Raw genomic sequence first — 20278 nt, 5'->3', positions numbered from 1 at the left:
GCCGCTAGGCCAGCCGCTTGGCCATGAACAGGCTCAGCGGATCTTCCTTGTAGTCGCCGAAGGGCCCGCGCCTTTCGTAGCCGCAGCGCTTGTACAGGCCGATCGCCTCGTCCTGCAGGATGCCGGTTTCCAGCTGGAGCAGCGTGCAGCCTCGCTCGCGCGCCGCGGTTTCCAGGAACGCGAGCAGCGCCTTCGCGACGCCCTGGCCGCGCAGCCGCGGGTGCACGTACATCCGCTTGATCTCGCCATGGTCGGGCCCCAGCACGATGGCCCCGCAGGCGCCGGCAGCGCCATCGCTGCCGCGGGCCACAGCGAACAGCACGCCGGGCTGCGCGAGGGTGGCGATGTCGACGAAATGGTTGCTTTCGGGCGGATACAGCGCGCTCTGGTAGCGGTCGAGTTCGGTGATGAGTTCGACGACGTCGGGCTGGTCGGGCGATTCGAGGGCGATGTTCATGCAGTCAGGGGAACGAGCGCGGAGCGCACCATGATGTGATCGGACTGGCGGTCGGAGCCGACCCAGAAGTCGGCGCTGCCGGCGATGGCAAAGCCGTGCCTGGCATAGAAGGCCACCGCGCGCGGATTTTCGGTCCACACGCTCAGCCACAGCGAAGCCGCGCCCAGCGTCTGGTGGGCGGCGGCCAGTGTGGCCTGCATCAGCTGGCCGGCAACGCCGCTGCCGTGCCAGCGGCCGTCGACATAGAAGCGGCGCAGCTCCGCGGGGCGGGCCGCGGTCACGCAGGGCGGTGCCGGCTGCCGGCGCAACTGGGCATAGCCGGCCGGTTCGTCCCCTGCCGTCAAGGCCAGCAGCGTCACGTAGTCGGGGTGCTGCAGTTCCTGCGTCTGCTGCGCGACGCCGAAGGACTTGGCCAGGTGGGCGGCCAGGTCCTCGGGGTCGTTCTGCGCGCCGAAAGCCTGCTCGAAGCAGCGGGCGGCAAAGGGGGCGAGCACGGCAGCGTCGGCGGGGCTGGCTCGGCGGATGGTCATGGGGGTCATGTCGGGCAGATCGTCCGGTTCAGGCAACGCGCAGGCTGGTGCTCACCACCGACCCCGCGGCCGCCAGCAGCGCCACGCCGGCCAGGGCATCGAGCATGCGCCGCCCGGCGGGGCCTTGCAACCACTGGCGGGCTCTCGAGGCGGCCAGGCTGTAGGCCAGCAGCACCGGGTATTCGATCACGATGGCCAGCAGCCCCAGCATCACGATGCGCAGCGGCGCACCGTCGGCCGAGCCGGCGAAGGTGGGCAGCAGCGCGCAGAAGAACACCACCGACTTGGGGTTCGCGCCCTGCAGCAGGAAGCTCTGGCGGTACAGCGACCAAGCCGGCGCGGGCGGCGGCAGGGTCGCCGCGGCCCCGGCAACCGGATCGGCCCAGGCGCCCTTCAGGCTCTTCAGGCCCAGCCACGCCAGGTAGGCCATGCCGCACCACTTGATGGCCTCGAACAGTTGCGGCACCGCGAGGATCAGCGCACCCAGGCCGAGCGCGGCCAGCGCCATGTACATCGCATTGGCGCTCAGGATGCCCGCGATGCTGGCCTGGCCGGAGCGGGCGCCGTTGACCATGCTGTGCCCCACCACCTGCATCACCGCCGGGCCGGGCGTGATGTTGAGCAGCGTGCTGGTGGTCACGAAGGCGGCAAGCCAGGCGCTGCTGATGCCGAAGAAGGTGAGGTGGGCGGGGGTGGCGGTGTCCATGACCCGCATCGTGCGAGGCAATGGCATGAGCCGGATGAGTGCATGGATGAGCGTTTTGGATGGATGGCGGTTTCGGTGTCTGGATAGGAGCGTCGCTGGCCGGCAGCCGGTGTTCAAACCTAGATGAACTCCATCATTGAGGCGCTCGGCCTAACGCGTATCCAGCCAAGCAACGCGAGGTTGCGCACAGCTTCTGCCACTGCTTGCGTCTTCGCAGGCTCTCGCCAAGCCTTCTTCCACTCGAGGATGTAGTCGAAGATCTCCTGCTCCTCGACGTCAGCGTTCTTGTCACCTTTCTTCACTTGGCGACTTGCGAACAGCACTGTGAGTACCTCTTCTGCCTGCTCGGTGTCTTTGATGCGACTGAACAAATCGACGGTCTTGTCGATTGACTTCCGGTAGCGCGCGATCTCTCCCGCGAACTTGCTGCGCTCCTTTGAGAATTGCTCTCCTACATGGAGGGCGACCATGCGCCCAAGTGGCTTCTCTTGGAGCCAGTTCCTGTTGGCAAAGTCGTGCAGCACTGGCTTCACATCGGCCGAGAACGGGCCATAGCTTCCCTTTCCGAACTCAAAGCCCGTTGGCACTCCCAGCTCGGTGACGACATAGCAGATCTTCTGAAAGATCGTTCGTCCCACAGGGGGGGCGTAGGGCTGCTCCTCCAGTTCCTTTAGGACTTCGATGAGAGCAACCCATCCAGGGTTCATCTTCTCCAGTCGTCGTCCCTTGCCCTCCAGCGAAAGCTGTGCTGGCTTTTCAAGGAACTCTGTTCTCAGCTCGGCAGTCGGTGTCCCGTACGGGGCGAAGACTTCGACGTCGATAGGAAGCCGATGAAGCTTCTGATAGATCAAGGGCCCCACTTCGGACCAGTCGAGGCCCCCGTTGCCGCATCCCAGAGGAGGCATGGACATGCTTTTGATGCCCCACTGCTCGTAGTGCTCAATCAGATACGTGAGGCCATCTGCGATGTCGCTGAGACGTGAGGATGATCGCCAGTGGTCTTTGGTAGGGAAGTTAAGAATCTTGACGCCACTCTTGTCTTCGTAGACGTACGGCTCGCCTAACTTCACTGCTTTGCGGTCGCACCGACGGACATAGTCCTCATACATTTCAGGGAAGCGCTTCTTGAACTCAAGCGCAATCCCCTTGCCCATGACGCCGACGCAGTTCACGGTGTTTACCAGCGTCTGAGCGTCGCTGCAAAACATGTTTCCGATGAGTGCCTTCAACTTGCTCATGTGTTACCTAAAGAAGAAGTCTGGGGTGACCTCGATCGGCAGGTCGAACCCGCTTTGAACCATTCTCCCGCGGGCCCCTGTGTCAGCAACGTAGGCGCCAACGATCATGTCCGCGGGCACCCTCCTCGGAACAAGCACTTCGGCGCACTTGCGCGACTTGTGTCTGTAGTAGCGATAGAGGTCATCTGGGTGACGCCAGTCCCGTGCGAAGATGTCCTCGAAGTCCAGTAGCCGCCATTGCGATGGTGCGAGGAAGCGAACGTAGTCGCTCGCGGCGTTCTGGTCCGAAATGACTGCGCCGTTGATTTGGAATACGCCGGTCGACAGTCGCAGTACGCACACGTCCTCGCTCCTGCGCTTAAACAGCATAGGGTTGCGCGCATGGAAATACAGGTTCGCGTACTGGTGAAGCCTAAGCCCTCCAGGTACCGATTTCTGGTCCCTTTTGTCCTGGATGACGCGCATCGCCACGCTGGAGTGATGCAGCTTGGCAGCCATCTCGTACGAAAGCACTCCGTGCTGAATCACCGATGCGACGTTGTCAATCGGCATGATGCAGTGCAGATCAGTGACTCGAGGATCCATCGTTCCAGTGGTCTTGCACCATCTAAGCGACCAACGCCACAAAGGCAGTCAGCTGCTACGGCTGGTACTGCAAGGGTTCCATTTTCCTACGCAACATAGCGCCCATTGTCACCGCCGTGTTCATAGAGGCGCGAAGCATCTGCTTGGGCGTGAAGGCGTCGCGGCGTGCAGCGTTTCATCCTTAGCTGGCCCGAGGCGCATCGTGATGTCTCCAAACAGGTCGCCCTACAACCCCGCCCGCGCCTGCCCCAGCAACCAGTCCCTGAACGACCGCAGCGCGGCGCTGTAGCGCACCTCGGGCTTGTGCACGAGGTAGTAGCCGCCGGGCAGCCGTACGCGGCGCTCGATCACCGTGACCAGCGTGCCGCGCTCGAGCGCGCGTGCCGCCACGAACCGCGGCAGCGCGGCCACGCCCAGGCCGCGCTCGGCGGCTTCGAGCACCTGCGAATACAGGTTGAACGACAGCGCGTGTTCCGTGCCGGTGAAGGCGATCTGCGCCTCGGCCGCCACCTGACGCCAGGCCTCGGGCACTTCCACATGGTCGAGCAGCTGGGAGCGATCGACCCTGCCGCGGGCGAAGGCCTTGATGGCCGGGTGCCTGGGCGCGGCCACCACCACCAGCTCGTTGCCGCCCAGCAGCACGCTCTCGGCGTTGGGCCAGCTGCCGTCGCCCCACAGGATGGCGGCGTCCACCTCGGTGACGATGTCCTCGTATTCGAGGAAGTGGCGGGCGAAGGTGAAGGCGATGCCTGCATGGCGCGACTGCCAGACCGGCAGGCGGTCGATCAGGAAGTAGGACGCGAACGACGGGATCACCAGCAGCTTCAGCTCCACCTCGGTGGCCGAACGCCGCGCCAGGGCGGCCAGGCCGTCGATGTCGGCCAGCGCCGACTGCACCCGCGGCAGCAGCGTCTCGCCGGTGGGCGTGAGCTTGCAGGCCCGCGACGTGCGTAGGAACAGCCTGGCCGCCAGCGACTTCTCGAGCTGGCCGATGGCATGGCTCAGGGCGCTTTGCGAAACACCCAGCGACCGGGCCGCCGCCGAGAAGCTGCCGTAGCGCGCCGCCGCCGCAAAGGCGCGCAGCTGCGGCAGCGAAGGCGACGCGGCGCTCATCCCTTGCGGCGGTTGTGTCGCCCGTCGGCGTAGTAGGCCTTCTTCGACACGTACATCTGCTGGTCGGCGCGGTTCACCGTGGCTTCCAGCCGGTCGCCCGACTGGCAGGTGGCCGCGCCGAGCGCGAACGAAAGCTCCGGTCCGCCGTAGAACTGGTTGTTGAGCTCCACCAGCTCGCCGATGCGCTCGATCACCTGCTCGCCGCCGCGTTCATCGGTGGCCGGCAACAGCAGCGCGAACTCGTCGCCGCCGATGCGCGCCGCGCAGGCCGGCTTGTCCACCGACTTGCCCAGCACTTCGCCGGCGCGACGCAGCAGTGCATCGCCGGCCGCATGGCCGAGTTCGTCATTGGCGAACTTCAGGCCGTTGAGGTCGCCCACGATCACCGTCACCGGGAACGGGCCCTTGCGTTCCAGCCGGTTGAGCTCGTCGGCGAAGAACGAGCGGTTGCGCAGCTTGGTCAGCACGTCATGCTTGCCGAGGAATTCGAGGTAGGCCTCGGCCTGCTTGCGGGCGGTGATGTCGGTGAGCGACACCAGCACCAGGTCCCAGTGCTGCTCGTGGCCGGGGAACACCGAGAACTGCAGCAGCACGTGCAGCTTGTCGCCCGACAGCGCGTAGTTCACCACCTCGCGCTGCTGGAACAGCTTGCCCTGCCACAGCTCCACCAGCTGCTCGGTGAAGCTCGCGCGCATGTCGTCGCGGAACACCAGGTTCAGCGACCTGAGCAGCTCGTGGCGGTCGCGCGCGGCAAACATCCTGAGCGTCTGCTGGTTCACGTCGACCACCCGGATCTCGGCCATGCAGCGGTCCACGAACTCCGGGTGCACGTCGGTGAAGGTGCGGAAGTCGCTGATGCCCTGCTCCCGCGCGTCGTCGAGCAGGCGCTTGACCGATGAGAAGTCCTCGACCCACAGCGACACCGGCGAATGCTCGAACAGCCCGCGCGCATACAGCTCGCTCATCGACAGGCGCTGCTGCGCCTGCACCCGTTCGGTCACGTCCTCGATGGCCAGCAGCACGCGGCCCCAGTCGCCTTCATGGCCGGGCAGGACGTGGGCATTGAGCAGGATGTCGAGCCGCCGGCCGGCCAGGCTGTAGTTGACCGTCTGGCTGGAGAAGCGGGTGCGGCCTTCCCACAACTGGGCCAGCTCCTCGACGTGCTGGTCGAGCATGTCGTCGCGGAACACGCGGGGCAGCCCGTCGACGAGCGCCTCCATGCTGGCCGCGGCGTACAGCTCCAGCGTGCGGCGGTTCACCCGCAGCACGCGGATGCAGCGCGAGCATTCGGCCACCCGCTGCCGGTCGGCGCGCAGGTGGCTGCGCAGGTCGTTCACGCCTTCGGCGCGCCAGCGCTCGAACAGGGACTTGAGCGCGCTGTAGTCCTCGAGCCAGAGCGACACCGGCGCCAGCTCGAACATGTCGGCATATTCGTGGTCGGTCATCGTGCATCCCGCATCAGCGCTTCGATCTCGTCGGCGCGCACCGGCGCGCCGCGCGACATCAGCTCGCAGCCTTCTGCCGTGACCACCGCGTCGTCCTCGATGCGGATGCCGATGTGCCACCAGCGTTCGGGCACGTCGGGCGCCGGCCGCACGTACAGGCCCGGCTCGATGGTGAGCACCATGCCCGGCAGCAGCAGCCGCGACGGCTTGGAGGTGCGGCGCCCGCCCATTCCGTCGGGCTGGTCCACCGGCGCTTCGGCCTGCGACAGGTAGTCGCCCGCGTCATGCACGTCCAGGCCCAGCCAATGGCCGGTGCCGTGCATGTAGTAGCGGCGGTAGGCCGCGCGCTCGATCACGTCGTCGAGGCTGCCGTGCGCGTCGCGCGACAGCAGGCCCGTGTCGAGCAGGCCCTGGCTCAGCACCCGCACCGCGGCCCAGTGGCCGTCCTGCTTGCGAGCGCCCGGGCGGGTGGCGGCCACGGCGGCTTCCTGCGCGGCCACCACCAGGTCGTACAGCTCGCGCTGCGGGCCGCTGAAGCGACCGTTCACCGGGAAGGTGCGGGTGATGTCGCTCGCGTAGCTGCCGTATTCGCAGCCGGCGTCGATGAGGCACAGCTCGCCGGCCTGCAGCGGCGCATCGCCGGCTTCGTAGTGCAGCACGCAGGCGTTGCGGCCGGCCGCGACGATGCTGCCGTAGGCGGGGCCGCTGGCGCCCTGGCGGCGGAACTCGTGCAGCAGCTCGGCTTCGACCTCGTATTCGCGGCAGCCCGGCCGCGCGAAGCGCATCGCACGCACATGCGCCTGCGCGCTGATCTGCGCGGCACGGCGCATCAGCGCGAGTTCGTGCTCGTCCTTGAACAGCCGCATCTCGTCGACCAGGCTGTTCAGGTCGCGCTGCTGGGTCGGCATGATCCAGCCCATGCGTTCGTGCGAGCGCACGGTGTCGAGCCATTGGGTCACTCGCCTGGGCACCTCCTGCGAGCCGCCGAACGGGAACCACACGCCGGGCTGGCCGTTGAGCAGCGGCGGCAGCTCGTCGTCGAGCCGGCTGATGGGATGGGCTTCGTCCACGCCCAGCTCGCCCGGGGCGGCCTCCGGCCCCAGGCGGTAGCCGTCCCACAGCTCGCGTTCGGCATCGCGCGGGCGGCAGAAGAGCAGGGAGCGCCCGGTGCTGGTGAGCACCAGCCAGGACTCCGGCTCGGCGAAGCCGCTCAGGTAGTAGAAGCTGCTGTCGTGCCGGAACGGGTGGTGGTTGTCGGCATTGCGCTGGCGCTCGGGCGCGGTGGCCAGCACGGCGACGCCGCCGCCGGCGGCTCGCAGCGCCTCGATCACGCGCGTGCGGCGGGCGGCGTACATGGAGTGGTCCATGGGGTTAAACGCTTCTCGTTAGGCTTCGGGGCCTTTGCAGTCTATCGCCGGCCCTGCCGGCACCGATTCAACATTTCTTCTGCTGGAGACAACAAATGCAATACCGCCGTCTGGGCCGATCGGGCCTGCAGGTGAGCGAGCTGTCGCTGGGCTCATGGGTGACGTACGGCAACCAGGTCGACACCGGGGCGGCGCGCGAGATGCTGGCCGCCGCCATGGATGCCGGCGTCAACTTCTTCGACAACGCCGAGGCCTATGCCGGCGGGCAGAGCGAGGTGGTGATGGGCGAGGCGCTGCGGCAGCTGGGCCGCCCGCGGCTGAACTACGTGGTGTCGACCAAGTTCTTCTGGGGGCTCGACCGGGCCAAGGCCGGCCAGCCGCGCCTGCCCAACCGCCAGGACACCCTCAACCGCAAGTACCTGATGCAGGCGATCGACGGCTCGCTGAAGCGCCTGCAGCTCGACTTCGTGGACCTGGTGTTCTGCCACCGGCCCGACCCGTTCACGCCGATCGAGGAAACGGTCTGGGCCATGAGCGACATGATCCGGCAGGGCAAGGCGCTGTACTGGGGCACCAGCGAGTGGTCGGCCGACGAGATCCGCGCGGCCCATGAGGTGGCCGAGCGCCACCACCTGCACAAGCCGGTGATGGAGCAGCCGCAGTACCACCTGTTCCACCGCAAGCGGGTCGAGCAGGAATACGCGCGGCTCTACGACGACATCGGCCTCGGTCTCACCACCTGGAGCCCGCTGGCCAGCGGCCTGCTCACCGGCAAGTACCGCGGCGGCCTGCCCGAAGGCAGCCGCGGCGCGATGGAGAACATGGCCTTCCTGCGCGACAACCTGCTGAGCCCGGAGAAGAACGCGGCGGTCGAGAAGCTCGAGGCGATCGCCCGCGACCTGGGCGGCACGGTGGCCCAGCTGGCCATCGCCTGGGTGAACAGCAACCCGCGGGTGAGCACGGTGATCCTGGGGGCCAGCAAGCTCGAGCAGCTGCAGAGCAACCTGGGCGCGCTGGACCTGGCACCGAAGCTGACGCCCGAGGTGCTGGCGAAGATCGACGAGATCACCAAGCCGCTGGCCGCCTGAGGCGCAAGCACGCCGCAGCGCGTGCGGGGGCGGCTACTTCGGCGGCAGCCTCGGCACCGGCTTGCGCAGCGGCGGCGTGATGGTGAGCAGCGGCGGGATCAGCGCGCCGGTGGTGGCTTCGGCACCCAGCAGCGCTTCTTCCTCGTCGGCCTGGTCGCGCGGCGGGGTGCCGCCGTAGAACCACAAGCGGACTTCGTTCACCCACGTATCCCTGTGGTCCATGGCCGTCTCCTTGCGCTGTTTGCCGTGTCCAGGTGCTGGCGTGCATCTTCACGCAAGCACCGGCTGCCGGCTGTCGGTGCGGCTGGGCCGTGCTTGTCAGCCTGGGCTGACAGGCCGTTTCAAGGCGTTCATGACACGGCGGGGCGCATTACCTTTCTTTACCCGCGCTTGAAAGCGCCGGTGACGTGCGGGCAACAGACTCGCATGCAAGAGCCCGCACGCCTTCCGATTCATGAACCAGCACCACACCGCCCCGCCGCCTTCCGAAAGCGTTCGCCGAAGCTGGCATTCGCGCCGCTCGTTGCGCTATGCGGCCGGGCTGCTGGCGCTCGCGGCGCTGGCCGCTGCCGGCTGGTTCGGCTGGCAGAAGTTCCACGGCGGCAAGAACGTGCGCGACCAGTACGTCCTGGCCACCGTACAGCGCGGTGACATCGAGGACCTCGTCAGCGCCACCGGCACGGTGCAGCCGCGCGACTACGTGGACGTGGGCGCGCAGGTGTCGGGCCAGCTGAAGAAGATCCATGTGGAGGTCGGCAGCGTCGTCAACACCGGCGACCTGCTGGCCGAGATCGACGCCACCGTGCTGGCCGCCAACGTGGATGCGCGGCGCGCGTCGCTGCGCAACCTGCAGGCCACCATGAAGGACCGCGAGGCGCAGCTCGCGCTCGCGCAGCTGCAGTTCCAGCGCCAGCAGAACCTGATGGCCGAGGACGCCACCACCGCCGAAGCCCTGCAGCAGGCCGAAGCCGCGCTGCGCTCGGCGCGCGCACAGCTGGAGGCCGTGAAGGCGCAGATCGACCAGACCGACTCGTCGCTGCGCGCCGACGAGGCCAACCTCAACTACACCAGGATCTATGCGCCGATGGCCGGCACGGTGGTGTCGATCACCGCGCGCCAGGGCCAGACCATCAATGCCAACCAGTCGGCGCCGATCATCATGCGCATCGCCGACCTGTCGACGATGACGGTGCAGACGCAGGTGTCCGAAGCCGACGTCGGCAAGCTGCGCCAGGGCATGGACGTGTACTTCACCACGCTGGGCAGCCAGGGCCGGCGCTGGAGCGGCCAGCTGCGCAAGGTGGAGCCCACACCCACGGTGACCAACAACGTGGTGCTCTACAACGCGCTGTTCGACGTGCCGAACGTGAACCGCAGCCTGATGACGCAGATGACCGCGCAGGTGTTCTTCATTGCCGCGCGTGCCGGGGACACGCTGCTGATCCCCGCGTCGGCGCTGCAGGGCGGCGCCGGGCGAGCGGACCGCCCGCGACGCGAGCGCAGCGGCGAGGCGGCGCCTGCTGCGCCGCAAGCCAGCCACCGGCCGCGCCGCGCGACGGTGAAGGTGATCGACGCCGACGGCCACATCGAGGAGCGCCAGGTCGAGACCGGCGTCACCAACCGGGTGCAGGTGCAGGTGCTGTCCGGCCTGACCGAGGGCGACCAGGTCATCGCCGGCGTGCGCCCGCCGCCGTCGCAGAACAGCGCCCAGCGCCCGCCGCAGCAGGGCGGCCTGCAGCAAGGGCCGATGGGCATGCCGCCCGGCGGGGCCGGCGGCGGCAGGGGGCGCTGATGCAGCGCGACCCGACGCCGGCACTCGCGGGCGACGCGCAGCCTGCGGCGCAGGTGCCGCTGATCGAGCTGCGCGGCATCACCAAGACCTACCGCAACGGCGAGCTCGCGGTCGAGGTGCTGCACGGCATCGACCTCAGCATCCACGCCGGCGAGTTCGTCGCGATCATGGGGGCGTCGGGTTCGGGCAAGTCCACGCTGATGAACATCCTCGGCTGCCTGGACCGCCCCACCACCGGCAGCTACCGGTTCATGGGCCGAGACGTCTCGAACTTCTCGCGCGACGAGCTGGCGCAGCTGCGGCGCGAGGACTTCGGCTTCATCTTCCAGAGCTACCACCTCATTGCGGCCGCCAACGCGACCGAGAACGTCGAGGTGCCGGCCATGTATTCGGGCCTGCCCACCGAGCAGCGCCGCGCACGCGCACAGGCGCTGCTCGCCGAACTCGGCCTGGGCGAGCGGCTGGAGCACCGGCCGAACCAGCTGTCGGGCGGGCAGCAGCAGCGCGTGTCGATCGCGCGTGCGCTGATGAACGGCGGCCGCATCATCCTGGCCGACGAACCCACCGGCGCGCTCGACAGCAGGAGCGGCGCCGACGTGATGCGCATGCTCTCGGAGCTGTCGGCTCGCGGGCACACGGTGATCCTGATCACGCATGCCCGCGAGGTGGCCGAACATGCGCACCGCCAGATCGAGATCAAGGACGGCAACATCGTGTCCGACAGCGGCCGCGAGGCGGCGGCCGAGGCGCCCCTGCCGCAGGCCGACTTCCAGCCGGCCTTCGCCAGCGACGGCGGCTCGCACCTGGCCGACGTGCTGGAAGCCGCCCGCACCGCGCTGCGGGCGCTGCGGGCCAACATCTTCCGCTCGGTGCTCACCCTGCTGGGCATCGTGATCGGCGTGGGTTCGGTGATCGCGATGCTGGCCATCGGCGACGGTGCCAAGCAGGCGGTCATCGACCGCATCAGCGCCATGGGCACCAACCTGATGCTGGTGCGCCCGGGCGCGCCCAACCAGCGCGGCTTCAACAGCACCGCCACGCTGGTGGTGGGCGACGTCGATGCGATCGACACCCTGCCCAACGTGCTGGGCGCCATACCCGAGCAGAACAGCAGCGTCACGCTGCGCTACGGCGGCTCGGACTACAGCAGCAGCATCAACGGCACCTCGGCGAAGTTTCCGCAGGTGCGGCAGTGGCCGGTGGCCCAGGGCACCTTCTTCACCGAGGAGGACTCGGCCACCTATGCGACGGTCGCGGTGCTGGGGCAGACCGTGGCCAGGGCGCTGTTCCCCGGCGGCGAGAGCCCGCTGGGCAGGCACGTGCTGGTCAACAACATCATCTTCCAGGTGATCGGCGTGATGAGCGAGCGCGGCGCCTCGCCGATGGGCAGCGACCAGGACGACGTGGTGTTCGTGCCCTATGCGACCAGCAGCCTGCGGCTGTCGGGCCAGCGCTTCCTGCGCAACGTGACGGTCGCGGTGCAGGACGTCTCGCGCATCGACGACACGCAGGCCGCGGTGGAGTCGCTGCTGCTCGAGCGCCACGGCGTGGTGGACTTCCAGATCCGCAACATGGCCTCGCTGATCGAAAGCACCGAGGAGACGCAGAACACGATGACCATCCTGCTGGGCTCCATCGCGGCGATCTCGCTGCTGGTGGGCGGCATCGGCGTGATGAACATCATGCTGGTGTCGGTGACCGAGCGAACCCGCGAGATCGGCATCCGCATGGCCACCGGCGCACGCGAGCGCAACATCATGCAGCAGTTCCTCATCGAGGCGGTGGTGGTGTCGGCACTCGGCGGCGCCATCGGCGTGGTGGGCGGGCTGGCCACGGCCGCCGTCATCGGCGCCTTCGGCACGCCGGTGCAGTACTCGCTCGCACCGGTGCTGCTGGCCTTCGGCTGCGCCTTTGCCACCGGCCTGGTGTTCGGCTTCCTGCCCGCGCGCAAGGCCGCGCAGCTCGACCCGGTGGTGGCCCTGAGTTCCGAATGAAGATGACCCGCCTTCCCTCTTGCGCGACCGCACTGGCGCTCGCCGCGCTGCTGGCCTTGGGCGCCTGTGCCCACCGCGTCGAAACCGGGCCGCGGCCCGAACTCGCGATGCCCCAGGCATGGGGCGAAAGCAGCGCCGCCACCGAAGCCCTTGCGGCGCAGTGGTGGCAGTCCTTCGGCTCGGTCGAGCTCGCGCAGCTGATCGACGCAGCCCAGGCCGCAAGCCCCGACCTGCGCACCGCGGCCGAGCGGGTGCAACAGGCCGAGATCGCGGTGAACGCCGCGGGCGCATCGCTGTTCCCGTCGGTGAGCGTCTCCGGCAGCACCGGCTCGCGGCGCAGCGATGCGAGCGGCGCGCCGGCCTCCGCCAGCGAAACGTCGAGCCTGTCGCTGGGCGTGAGCTACGAGATCGACCTGTGGGGCAGGCTGGCCGCCGGCCGGCAGGGCGCCGAAGCTTCGCTGCGGGCCAGCCGCTACGACCTGGAGACCGCCCGCCTCTCGCTCACCACCGGCGTGGCCAATGCCTACTTCCAGGTGATCGCGACGCGGGTGCGGTTGGCGGTGGCGCGCGAGAACCTCGCGATCGCCGAGCGCGTGCTGCGGGTGGTGGAGGCGCGCCGCCGCAACGGCGTGGCCACCGAACTCGACCTGAGCCGCCAGCGCTCGACCGTGCTGTCGGCCCGGGCTGCGCTGCTGCCGCTCGAGACGCAGGAGCGGCAGACGCTGTCGGCGCTGGCCCTGCTGCTGGGCCGTGCGCCGACCGGTCCCAACGGCGAAAGCATGGACGTGGCGGCCACCGTGCTGGACGCGCTGACGGTGCCGCAGGTGTCGCCCGGCCTGCCCGCGCAGCTGCTGGCGCGCCGGCCGGATCTCGCCAGTGCCGAGGCGCAGCTCGCCGCGGCCGATGCCGACGTGGCCGCGGCCCGCGCGGCGCTGCTGCCCGGCATCACGCTGTCGGGCTCCGGCGGGCTGGCGACCACGGCGCTGCTGTCGCTCGCCAATCCGACGGCCAGCGTGGGCCTCACCGCGTCGGTGGTGCAGACGCTGTTCGACGGCGGCCGGCTGCGCGGCCAGGTGCGCCTCGGCGAGTCGCAGCGCCGGGTGCTGATCGAGACCTACCGGCAGGCGGTGTACACCGCGCTGAAGGAGGTGAACGACGCGCTCGGCAATGCCGAACGCAACCGCCGGCAGGAGGAGGTGCAGCTGGCGGTGCGCGACGAGAACCAGCGTGCGCTGCGCCTGGCCGAGACCCGCTACCGGGAGGGCGCCGACGACCTGCTCACCGTGCTCGACGCGCAGCGCAGCCTGTTCGCGGCGCAGGACTCGCTGGCACAGCTGCGGCTGGCCCGGCTCACCTCGGCGCTCGACCTGTTCAAGGCCCTGGGCGGGGGCTGGCAGCTGCCGGCGTAGCGCTGCCGCAACCGAGCGCGCGGCGTCTGCTGGCGCCCGCTCAACCGCGCAGTTGCTGCCAGTGGTTGTCGATCTGCAGGCCGCCCTGCAGCGGCAGCGTGGCCGCCTGCAGCACCGCGGTGGTGCCGGCCACCGACACCACGCCCTGCCGGCCGGCAGCCAGCGCATAGGCGCCTTCGAGCGGCAGCAGGTCGTGCTGAGCCACGCTGCCGTCGGGCGCGAGGCGCCAGCGCACCGCACGATCTCGGCGCGGGCAGCTCACCACGAAGCCTTCGCGCCAGGCGGCAATGTCGCCGCCATAGCCGCCGGTCGCGCCGTCCGAGGGCGCGACGCGCAGGCCGCGGCGGGCGTCCCACACTGCCAGCACCGGCGCGGCGGCACGCGCCTGCGGATCGTCATGCTCGGCCTGCATCGCGATGCCGAGGTGGCCGTGCGGGCCGAAGGCGAGGTGGCGCAGGCTCAGGCGCCGGTCGTCGAGCCGCCACTGGCCGCGCGGCTGGCCGGACGCGGCGTCCAGGCACACCAGCGACGAATCCATGCGTTCGAGGTCGTGCTTGCGGCGGCCGGTTTCGGGCCGGGTATCGATGCCGCCGTTGGCCACCCACAGGCTGCCATCGGCTCCGACCAGCAACTGGTGCGGGTCGCGCCCGCCGCTGTCCCAGCGGTGCAGCGGCGCCAGCGTGCGCGCGTCGTGGACGCCGATGCGGCCTTCACCGGTTTCACGGTCGGTCTGGGTCGTGTAGAGAAGGCGGCCGTCGCGCGACGGCACGGCATGGCCGTTGAACTGGGCGTCGGCGTCGATCCAGTGCCACTGCAACGCGCGGCCGCTGCGGATGTCGAAGCGTACGAGCCAGTCGCCGGGCCGGCGCGCCACGGCCAGCGCGGTGCGGCCGTGCGGCTCGACCAGCAGGCCATGCGCCCGGGTGGGCACTTCAAGGGTGGCCTGCGGCTGCACGCGTGCAGCCACGAGGCCGAGGCGGCCGACATGGTGGTGTTGCGAGCTGTCCCAGGCGGCCAGCCATTCGGGCGCATCGGCGCGTGCCCATGCCGCCGCCGGCAGCAGCGCGAGTACCCCGGCACCCTGCAGCCACTGCCGCCGCGCAGGGTCAGTCGCCATCGGCATCGGAAAAGCCGAGCGTCACCTCGAGGGTGGGCGCGACCTCGGCCTGCAGGGTGCGCTTGAGCGCATCGAGCGCCTGCACCGCCGACTTCATGGCGGCGTTGCCGGGCAGGCCCTGCGACTTGCCGCGCCACAGCGGCTGCAGGGCGCGGTCGGCGCGCAGCACCGCGCGCTTCCAGGTGTCGGCTTGCGGGTTGTTGCCGCGGCCGCGGAGGTAGGCCTCGATCGTCACCACCCCCGGTGGCACCGCGGGGGCCGGGCCGAAGCCGTCGTTCGGTGCAGGCCCCACGGCCAGCGACGACAGGGTGCCCCAGTGGGCACGCCAGGTTTCGGTGGTGCTGCCGCTGGCCACGCGCGGAAATTCGTCGCGCCTGCCGGCGGCCAGCGGCTTGCCCAGCATGCGCCAGCGCAGCTGCTCCAGGCCGCCGAGCCACTGGTTGATGGCCTCCGAGGCGAAGGCCGACGCGGCTTCGCCTTCTTCCTTCCAGTCACGCCCGGCCTGCTGCGAAAAGCCATGCGCCAGGGCGTCGGCCTCGCGGGCCACGTCGGAGGCCAGCAGCGCGGCATAGCGGCAGGCGGCCTCGCTGCGGGCGGCTTCGCCCGGCCACAGCAGCCACTCGAGCGCCGGCAGCCCCTTGGCCGGGGCGCCGATGCGCTCGAGCGCCTGCAGGTCGCCCGGTGCGCTGTCGATGGCGCGTCGGATCGACTGCGGCCGTGCCGGCCAGAAGTCGATGCTGCGCGCGCTGCGCTGCTCGACGGTGGGCCCCACCGCTACCGCGTACAGCGCGTCCCAGGCCGAGGTGGCGGCGCGCCACTGCTCTCGCGCGGCGGCGAGCGCGGTCTTGTCGGTGCGTTGCTCGCACAGGCGCTGCAGCGCCTGCTGCAAGGCGGCCGACTCGCGCTGCAACGCGAGGGCGCGCGGCAGTTCGCCGTGCGCGAGCAGGGCCGCGGTGTAGGCCGGCGCGTCGTAGTACGGCACGGCCACCACCTGCGCGCGCAGCGCGGGCGCGTTCAGGCCCAGCGCCAAGGCCGCCAGCGCCAGCAGGACGTGACGCCGCAGGGAAGCTGCCGCCATCACAGCGACTCCACGAAGCGGACCAGCGCGTCGCGCTCGTCCTTGCTGAGCCTGAGCACGGCGTCGCGGCTGGCCGCTGCTTCGCCGCCGTGCCACAGCACGGCTTCGAGCACGCCGCGGGCCCGGCCGTCGTGCAGCAGGCGCTGGTGGCCGTTCACGTCCGGAATGAGCCCGATGCCCCACAGCGGCGGCGTCTTCCATTGACGGCCGTTGGCCTCGAAGTCGGGCCGGCCGTCGGCGAGGCCTTCCCCCATGTCGTGCAGCAGCAGGTCGGTGTAGGGCCAGATGCGCTGGCCGGCCAGCTTCGCGCTGCTGAACTCGGGCAGCGGCGGTGCCCCGGTGACGTAGCTCGGCCGATGGCAGGCGGCGCATTGCGCGGCATGGAAGATCTGCTCGCCGCGCTGCACCACCGGATGCTCCGGCCGGCGGCGCGCCGGCGGCGCCAGCGTGGCTTCGTAGAACACCACGTTGGCCAGCGTGGTGTCGTCGATGTTGGGCTGGCCGCCGCGGGGCGCGGCCAGGCAGTCCTTCTGCGACGGCGTGCAGGCTTCGTCCGGGAAGCGCGACGAGGTGATGCCGATGTCGCCCAGGAAGGCACCGGCGGTCTGGTGCGCCAGCGTCGCCACGTTGGCCTTCCAGCCGAAGCGGCCGGTCATCTGGCGCTGCGCGAAGGCGTCCCACACCCGGTTGGGCCGGCCCTTGATGGGGCCCGCAGCGGCAGCCTGCCGCTGCGCGTTGCGCTCGATCTCGGCCTCGGGGATCGCTTCGAGCAGGCCCATGCCGATCATCTGCGGCGCGATGCGCGGGCTGAGCATCGTGTCCGGCCGCATCGGGCCGTAGCCCAGCCGGGCGAAGCCGTAGTGCGGCTTCTGCAGCGTGTAGGGCGTGCCGTCGGCAAACCGGCCGTGAACCTGGGTGTGGCGCAGGGTGACCTGGCCTTCCGGCTTCACGCCGGTGACGGCGGCGTTGTCGAACTGGTCGCCATACACCGGCTCGGGCACCGGCCCGCCATGTGCGTTGCGCCCGGGCACCGACAGGCGGATCAGCAGGGCCACCGCCGGCTCGCCGGCGCCAGGCGGGGCGCCGCGACCGTCCTGCAGGTGGCAGGCGCCGCAGGAGCGGGCGATGAAATGCGGCCCGAGCCCGTCGCGCGCGGTGGTGGACGACGGCGCCTCGACCCAGTTGCGGCGGAAGAACGAGTTGCCGACGGCGAAGCGCGCCCGCTCCTCGTCGGACAGGTTGGCGGCCGGGAAGCTGAAGGCATTGCGGCCGTCCGCCTCCACCGTGGCGGCGCCGCCCACCGGCGAGTCGCCCTGCGGCTCGAACGCGGCCTGCAGCGCGAGGGCGCCGAGCGCCAGGCACGCGCCCACGGCCAGCAGCGCCGGCCGGGCGATCCGCTGCAACCGGCTCACGGGTTCACCAGCGTCAGCTTGGTGATGCCCACCGCGTTGGCCGCGTTCACGAGGTCGCGGGCCTGGGCGTTCAGGCTGGCCACCAAGGCCTGCACCCGCAGGCGGCCGGGGGCGTCCTTGCCGCCGCGGATCTCCTGGTCGAAGGGCGCCTGCAGCTTGCCGGCCAGCTCGACGCTGGCGGTGATGTCGCGGCTGGTCTGCTCGGCGACGGCCGCGTCGCGCGCGGCCACCAGGTCGCGCAGCGAGGGGCCCTGCAGCACGCTGCCGTCGGCGCGCTGGTGGCGGCCGAACCACACGTTGGCAATGCCGGTGGCATTGGCCACCACGTCGCGGTGGGTGTTGTCCGAGAAGCAGGAGTGCTCGTCTTCCTGCTCCTGGCTGGCCAGCGCCACTTCCAGGCGTTCGCCGGCGAGTTCGCCGCGCGACAGCGAACCCAGGCCGACGAAGATCTTGCGCAGGGCTTCGCCGCCCTGCTGCTCGAAGCGGGCGCGGTAGTTGTTCTTCACGTTCGGCGCCCAGGCACGCACGAGGAAGCCGAGGTCGTCGACCAGCAGCTCGGTGACCACGGTGAGGTACTGGCGGCGGCGGTCGGCATTGGGCGCCTTGCCGTCGACGAAGTCCTCGAACGAGCGGTTGCCCGGGCCGCTGTCGCTGAAGTCCTGGCCCCACAGCAGGAACTCGACGGCATGCCAGCCGGTGGCGATGTTCTCTTCGCCGCCGCGCTCGTTCTGCCGGGACAGCGAGGCCTTGGTGATGGCGAACCTGCGGTTGTTGACGAGGCCGGCATTGGGCTTGTCCTTGACGCTGTCGACGAAGGACTCGTCCATCGGCCAGGCGTTGATGCGGCCTTCGGGACCCTTGGCATCGTCGATCGGCCCGCCATAGAAGCGGAAGGCTTCGGTCTGGCCATAGAACTCGCGTGCGGCGAGCCAGGCACGGCGCGCCTCGTCCAGCGTGGCCTGCGACGGCGCGGCGGTGAAGGCCGCCACCTTGGCCTGCATCGAGCCGGCGGCGGCCAGGGTGTCTTCGTAGCTGGCGTGGACCAGCGCCGCGTAGTGGCGGGCCACCTCGGTGGGCTGCGCCGCGGCGGTCACTGAAGCCGTGGCGGCGTTCTGCGCGAGGACGGAAGCCGGGAGGCAGGCGAAGGCGGCAACGAGCGCGGCCGCAAGGGACAGGTGTTTCATGGGCAGCTTGCGTGGGAGTTCAGGGCGAACCACCCAGGCGGTCGCCAGCCGCGCAGGATACCGCATCAATGCGAATCGTTCTCGTTTGCTTTGGCGTCGAAGCTCACGCCTCGGGCGTGCCGCGCCCGGCCGCCTGGCGGCGCAGCTTGATGAGCTCCTTGCGCAGGTCGCGCTCCTCGTCTGGCGAGGGCTTGCCCGCGCGGCGCGCCTCGGCGCGCTTCTCCGCCGCCACCCGCTTGCGGGTGTCTTCGACCATCTGCATCTGCAGGCGCACGAAGTTGGCCACGTTCTCGACCCGCTCGAGACCGCCGATCACCGCCGTGCGCGGCAGCTTGATGGCCTTGCCGTCGGCCATTTCGAGGGCGATGTAGCAGGCCGCGATGCGCACCCGGGCAAAACCCAGCGGCACCACGCTTTCCTTTTCGACCACGTGCAGCTGATGCACCTGGGACACCGGCACCCGGCGCGTGGAGTGCTGCCAGCCGCGGCGCCAGGACACGAACTTCACGCTCGCGGCCACCCGCTCCCAGGTCCAGACGTCCCACGCCAGGGCACCCAGCCAGGCCAGCAGGCCGAGCGCGACGAGCCAGCCGCTGTCGTAGGCGGCGCCCAGCCACCACAGCAGCCCGGCCGCGACGAGCCCGCCCCACACCCCGAGCAGGGCACGTTCACCGGGAGTGAACAGCGAGCGCTGGTAGGTGACCGAGTCGGTCTCGTCGCCCGACAGCGGCGCATACGACAGGCAGGCCGCGGTGGCCACGCGCACCACCAGCACTTCGAGTGCCACCGAAACGATCAACGCGGCGATCAGCCACCACACGGACACCGTCATCTCGTCGTCTAGCCGTTGTTGTTCAGGGGGCGGGCGCCGTGCGCTCCGCGGGTTCAGGCGTTGAGGTTTGCCAGCTGTTCAGGCGTGCCGACATTTTCCCAGTGCCCGCCGTAGATGGTGGCACTGATGCTGCCTTTGGACATGCCTTGATACAAAAGCGGCCCCAGCTTGGCGTGGGTGCCGGGCGTGATGTGGCGGGTGAGCGACGGACGCACCAGGGCGAGATTGCTGTAGGTCCAGCGCCGGCCGTCCGGGCCGGCTTCGGCCAGCGCGAGGCCGGTGCCTGCGTCGAAACCGAAGTCGCCTTGCGGGTGGAACGGCGGGTTGGGCACCAGCCACAGGTGGGCCTCCTGCCGGCTGCGCAGGAAGCGCTCGGCCTGCGCAGCCTCGAAGAGGAAATCCGGCACGTGGATGTCGCCCGAGACGACCCAGAACGCTTCGGCGCCACCCTCGATGAGCCAGGGCATCGCCTTGGCGATGCCGCCGGCGGTCTCGAGCGCGCCGCCGTGGTCGCGGCCTTCCATCGAGTAGCGGATGCGCAGGCCCCAGCGGGAACCGTCGCCCAGCGTCGCCGGGAACTGCTCCTCGAGCCAGGCGGTGTTGATGACCACGTCGCGCACACCGTCGCGGGCGAGCGCTTCGAGGTGCCATTCGATCAGCGGCTTGCCGCGCACCGGCAGCAGCGGCTTGGGCGTGCGGTCGGTGAGCGGCCGCATGCGTTCGCCGCGGCCGGCGGCGAGGATGAGCGCAGGTAGTTGCGGGGTCATGTCTGCCCCTCGTGCGGCGGGTACGCCGCCCGATCCCCCAAGGGGATGCGGGCCGGCTTGGGAGCGGCCCGGCGCTCGGCCCGCAAGGATGACTGCCCCTCGACCGGCGGGTACGCCGGCCGATCCCCCGGGGGGATGCGGGCCGGCTTGGGAGCGGCCCGGCG

The 20278-nt window shown here is 70.0% G+C and carries 19 protein-coding genes; 4 read left to right on the top strand and 15 right to left on the bottom strand.

Annotation, left to right across the window (positions count from 1 at the left end):
* Positions 1-4: 4 nt before the first annotated feature.
* The 8 genes from E8D38_RS19535 to E8D38_RS19500 all read right to left on the bottom strand — a co-directional run bounded on the left by E8D38_RS19535 (position 5) and on the right by E8D38_RS19500 (position 7441).
* Positions 5-457 carry a GNAT family N-acetyltransferase gene (locus E8D38_RS19535; RefSeq protein WP_140634617.1) on the bottom strand — a complete coding sequence of 151 codons (453 nt, stop codon included), beginning with the start codon at positions 455-457 and terminating at the stop codon, positions 5-7.
* Positions 454-996 carry a GNAT family N-acetyltransferase gene (locus E8D38_RS19530; protein ID WP_140634615.1) on the bottom strand — a complete coding sequence of 181 codons (543 nt, stop codon included), beginning with the start codon at positions 994-996 and terminating at the stop codon, positions 454-456. Before E8D38_RS19530 ends, E8D38_RS19535 begins: the two co-directional genes overlap by 4 nt.
* A gap of 19 nt (positions 997-1015) precedes the next feature.
* On the bottom strand, positions 1016-1693 hold the full coding sequence (locus E8D38_RS19525) for a LysE family translocator (RefSeq protein WP_181179269.1): 678 nt from the start codon (positions 1691-1693) through the stop codon (positions 1016-1018).
* 119 nt (positions 1694-1812) lie between these two features.
* Positions 1813-2931, bottom strand: coding sequence for a type II toxin-antitoxin system antitoxin DNA ADP-ribosyl glycohydrolase DarG (gene darG, locus E8D38_RS19520; protein WP_140634611.1), 1119 nt, complete (start codon positions 2929-2931; stop codon positions 1813-1815).
* Between the two features lie 3 nt (positions 2932-2934).
* On the bottom strand, positions 2935-3483 hold the full coding sequence (locus E8D38_RS19515; protein ID WP_181179267.1) for a DUF4433 domain-containing protein: 549 nt from the start codon (positions 3481-3483) through the stop codon (positions 2935-2937).
* Positions 3484-3741: 258 nt separating this feature from the next.
* Positions 3742-4629: a LysR family transcriptional regulator gene (locus E8D38_RS19510; RefSeq protein WP_140634606.1), complete on the bottom strand. Its 888-nt coding sequence runs from the start codon at positions 4627-4629 to the stop codon at positions 3742-3744.
* On the bottom strand, positions 4626-6074 hold the full coding sequence (locus E8D38_RS19505) for a sensor domain-containing diguanylate cyclase (protein ID WP_246099571.1): 1449 nt from the start codon (positions 6072-6074) through the stop codon (positions 4626-4628). Before E8D38_RS19505 ends, E8D38_RS19510 begins: the two co-directional genes overlap by 4 nt.
* A complete protein-coding gene (locus E8D38_RS19500; protein ID WP_140634604.1) occupies positions 6071-7441 on the bottom strand; it encodes an aminopeptidase P N-terminal domain-containing protein in 1371 nt (456 codons plus the stop codon). Before E8D38_RS19500 ends, E8D38_RS19505 begins: the two co-directional genes overlap by 4 nt.
* Before the next feature lie 95 nt (positions 7442-7536).
* On the opposite strand from E8D38_RS19500, the gene E8D38_RS19495 reads away from it, so the two are divergent.
* Positions 7537-8529, top strand: coding sequence for a potassium channel beta subunit family protein (locus tag E8D38_RS19495; RefSeq protein ID WP_140634602.1), 993 nt, complete (start codon positions 7537-7539; stop codon positions 8527-8529).
* 33 nt (positions 8530-8562) lie between these two features.
* On the opposite strand, the gene E8D38_RS19490 is transcribed toward E8D38_RS19495, so the two are convergent.
* Complete coding sequence (locus E8D38_RS19490; protein WP_140634600.1) at positions 8563-8751, bottom strand: hypothetical protein; 189 nt, start codon at positions 8749-8751, stop codon at positions 8563-8565.
* 232 nt (positions 8752-8983) lie between these two features.
* On the opposite strand from E8D38_RS19490, the gene E8D38_RS19485 reads away from it, so the two are divergent.
* Genes E8D38_RS19485 through E8D38_RS19475 form a run of 3 tightly spaced genes read left to right on the top strand, consistent with a single transcriptional unit; the run spans position 8984 to position 13724 of the window.
* Positions 8984-10321 (top strand): efflux RND transporter periplasmic adaptor subunit, encoded by a 1338-nt coding sequence (locus E8D38_RS19485; RefSeq protein WP_140634598.1) that lies wholly within the window; start codon positions 8984-8986, stop codon positions 10319-10321.
* Complete coding sequence (locus E8D38_RS19480) at positions 10321-12315, top strand: MacB family efflux pump subunit (protein ID WP_140634596.1); 1995 nt, start codon at positions 10321-10323, stop codon at positions 12313-12315. Before E8D38_RS19485 ends, E8D38_RS19480 begins: the two co-directional genes overlap by 1 nt.
* Positions 12312-13724 (top strand): efflux transporter outer membrane subunit, encoded by a 1413-nt coding sequence (locus E8D38_RS19475; RefSeq protein ID WP_219851805.1) that lies wholly within the window; start codon positions 12312-12314, stop codon positions 13722-13724. The genes E8D38_RS19480 and E8D38_RS19475 overlap by 4 nt, the downstream gene beginning before the upstream one ends.
* 40 nt (positions 13725-13764) lie before the next feature.
* On the opposite strand, the gene E8D38_RS19470 is transcribed toward E8D38_RS19475, so the two are convergent.
* From E8D38_RS19470 to murU, 6 genes are all read right to left on the bottom strand, one after another.
* Positions 13765-14841, bottom strand: coding sequence for a DUF1513 domain-containing protein (locus E8D38_RS19470; RefSeq protein ID WP_246099570.1), 1077 nt, complete (start codon positions 14839-14841; stop codon positions 13765-13767).
* The gene (locus E8D38_RS19465) at positions 14831-15919 is read right to left on the bottom strand and encodes an imelysin family protein (RefSeq protein ID WP_140634591.1); all 1089 of its coding nucleotides are present in this window, start codon (positions 15917-15919) and stop codon (positions 14831-14833) included. Before E8D38_RS19465 ends, E8D38_RS19470 begins: the two co-directional genes overlap by 11 nt.
* On the bottom strand, positions 15919-17331 hold the full coding sequence (locus E8D38_RS19460) for a di-heme oxidoreductase family protein (RefSeq protein WP_425462796.1): 1413 nt from the start codon (positions 17329-17331) through the stop codon (positions 15919-15921). The genes E8D38_RS19465 and E8D38_RS19460 overlap by 1 nt, the downstream gene beginning before the upstream one ends.
* Positions 17328-18515 carry an imelysin family protein gene (locus tag E8D38_RS19455; RefSeq protein ID WP_140634589.1) on the bottom strand — a complete coding sequence of 396 codons (1188 nt, stop codon included), beginning with the start codon at positions 18513-18515 and terminating at the stop codon, positions 17328-17330. Before E8D38_RS19455 ends, E8D38_RS19460 begins: the two co-directional genes overlap by 4 nt.
* Positions 18516-18618: 103 nt before the next feature.
* Positions 18619-19347, bottom strand: a complete 729-nt coding sequence (locus tag E8D38_RS19450; RefSeq protein WP_140634587.1) for a hypothetical protein — start codon at positions 19345-19347, stop codon at positions 18619-18621.
* Positions 19348-19400: 53 nt separating this feature from the next.
* Positions 19401-20114, bottom strand: a complete 714-nt coding sequence (gene murU / locus E8D38_RS19445; protein WP_140634585.1) for an N-acetylmuramate alpha-1-phosphate uridylyltransferase MurU — start codon at positions 20112-20114, stop codon at positions 19401-19403.
* Positions 20115-20278 lie beyond the last annotated feature (164 nt).

This window comes from Methylibium rhizosphaerae (assembly GCF_006386545.1).
Lineage (GTDB): Bacteria > Pseudomonadota > Gammaproteobacteria > Burkholderiales > Burkholderiaceae_C > Pseudorivibacter > Pseudorivibacter rhizosphaerae.
Note: the sequence above shows the minus strand (reverse complement) of the source record. Positions and strands in the feature narration are given on the sequence as shown.

Excerpts from the sequence above, each read along its gene's own strand:
- E8D38_RS19465 (WP_140634591.1), bottom strand. The coding sequence starts at position 15,919 with ATGGCGGCAGCTTCCCTGCGGCGTCACGTCCTGCTGGCGCTGGCGGCC.
- E8D38_RS19525 (WP_181179269.1), bottom strand. The coding sequence starts at position 1,693 with ATGGACACCGCCACCCCCGCCCACCTCACCTTCTTCGGCATCAGCAGC.
- E8D38_RS19480 (WP_140634596.1), top strand. The coding sequence starts at position 10,321 with ATGCAGCGCGACCCGACGCCGGCACTCGCGGGCGACGCGCAGCCTGCG.
- E8D38_RS19530 (WP_140634615.1), bottom strand. The coding sequence starts at position 996 with ATGACCCCCATGACCATCCGCCGAGCCAGCCCCGCCGACGCTGCCGTG.
- E8D38_RS19490 (WP_140634600.1), bottom strand. The coding sequence starts at position 8,751 with ATGGACCACAGGGATACGTGGGTGAACGAAGTCCGCTTGTGGTTCTAC.
- murU (WP_140634585.1), bottom strand. The coding sequence starts at position 20,114 with ATGACCCCGCAACTACCTGCGCTCATCCTCGCCGCCGGCCGCGGCGAA.
- E8D38_RS19495 (WP_140634602.1), top strand. The coding sequence starts at position 7,537 with ATGCAATACCGCCGTCTGGGCCGATCGGGCCTGCAGGTGAGCGAGCTG.
- E8D38_RS19500 (WP_140634604.1), bottom strand. The coding sequence starts at position 7,441 with ATGGACCACTCCATGTACGCCGCCCGCCGCACGCGCGTGATCGAGGCG.
- E8D38_RS19510 (WP_140634606.1), bottom strand. The coding sequence starts at position 4,629 with ATGAGCGCCGCGTCGCCTTCGCTGCCGCAGCTGCGCGCCTTTGCGGCG.
- E8D38_RS19455 (WP_140634589.1), bottom strand. The coding sequence starts at position 18,515 with ATGAAACACCTGTCCCTTGCGGCCGCGCTCGTTGCCGCCTTCGCCTGC.
- E8D38_RS19470 (WP_246099570.1), bottom strand. The coding sequence starts at position 14,841 with ATGGCGACTGACCCTGCGCGGCGGCAGTGGCTGCAGGGTGCCGGGGTA.
- E8D38_RS19450 (WP_140634587.1), bottom strand. The coding sequence starts at position 19,347 with ATGACGGTGTCCGTGTGGTGGCTGATCGCCGCGTTGATCGTTTCGGTG.
- darG (WP_140634611.1), bottom strand. The coding sequence starts at position 2,931 with ATGAGCAAGTTGAAGGCACTCATCGGAAACATGTTTTGCAGCGACGCT.
- E8D38_RS19485 (WP_140634598.1), top strand. The coding sequence starts at position 8,984 with ATGAACCAGCACCACACCGCCCCGCCGCCTTCCGAAAGCGTTCGCCGA.
- E8D38_RS19475 (WP_219851805.1), top strand. The coding sequence starts at position 12,312 with ATGAAGATGACCCGCCTTCCCTCTTGCGCGACCGCACTGGCGCTCGCC.
- E8D38_RS19515 (WP_181179267.1), bottom strand. The coding sequence starts at position 3,483 with ATGCCGATTGACAACGTCGCATCGGTGATTCAGCACGGAGTGCTTTCG.
- E8D38_RS19535 (WP_140634617.1), bottom strand. The coding sequence starts at position 457 with ATGAACATCGCCCTCGAATCGCCCGACCAGCCCGACGTCGTCGAACTC.
- E8D38_RS19505 (WP_246099571.1), bottom strand. The coding sequence starts at position 6,074 with ATGACCGACCACGAATATGCCGACATGTTCGAGCTGGCGCCGGTGTCG.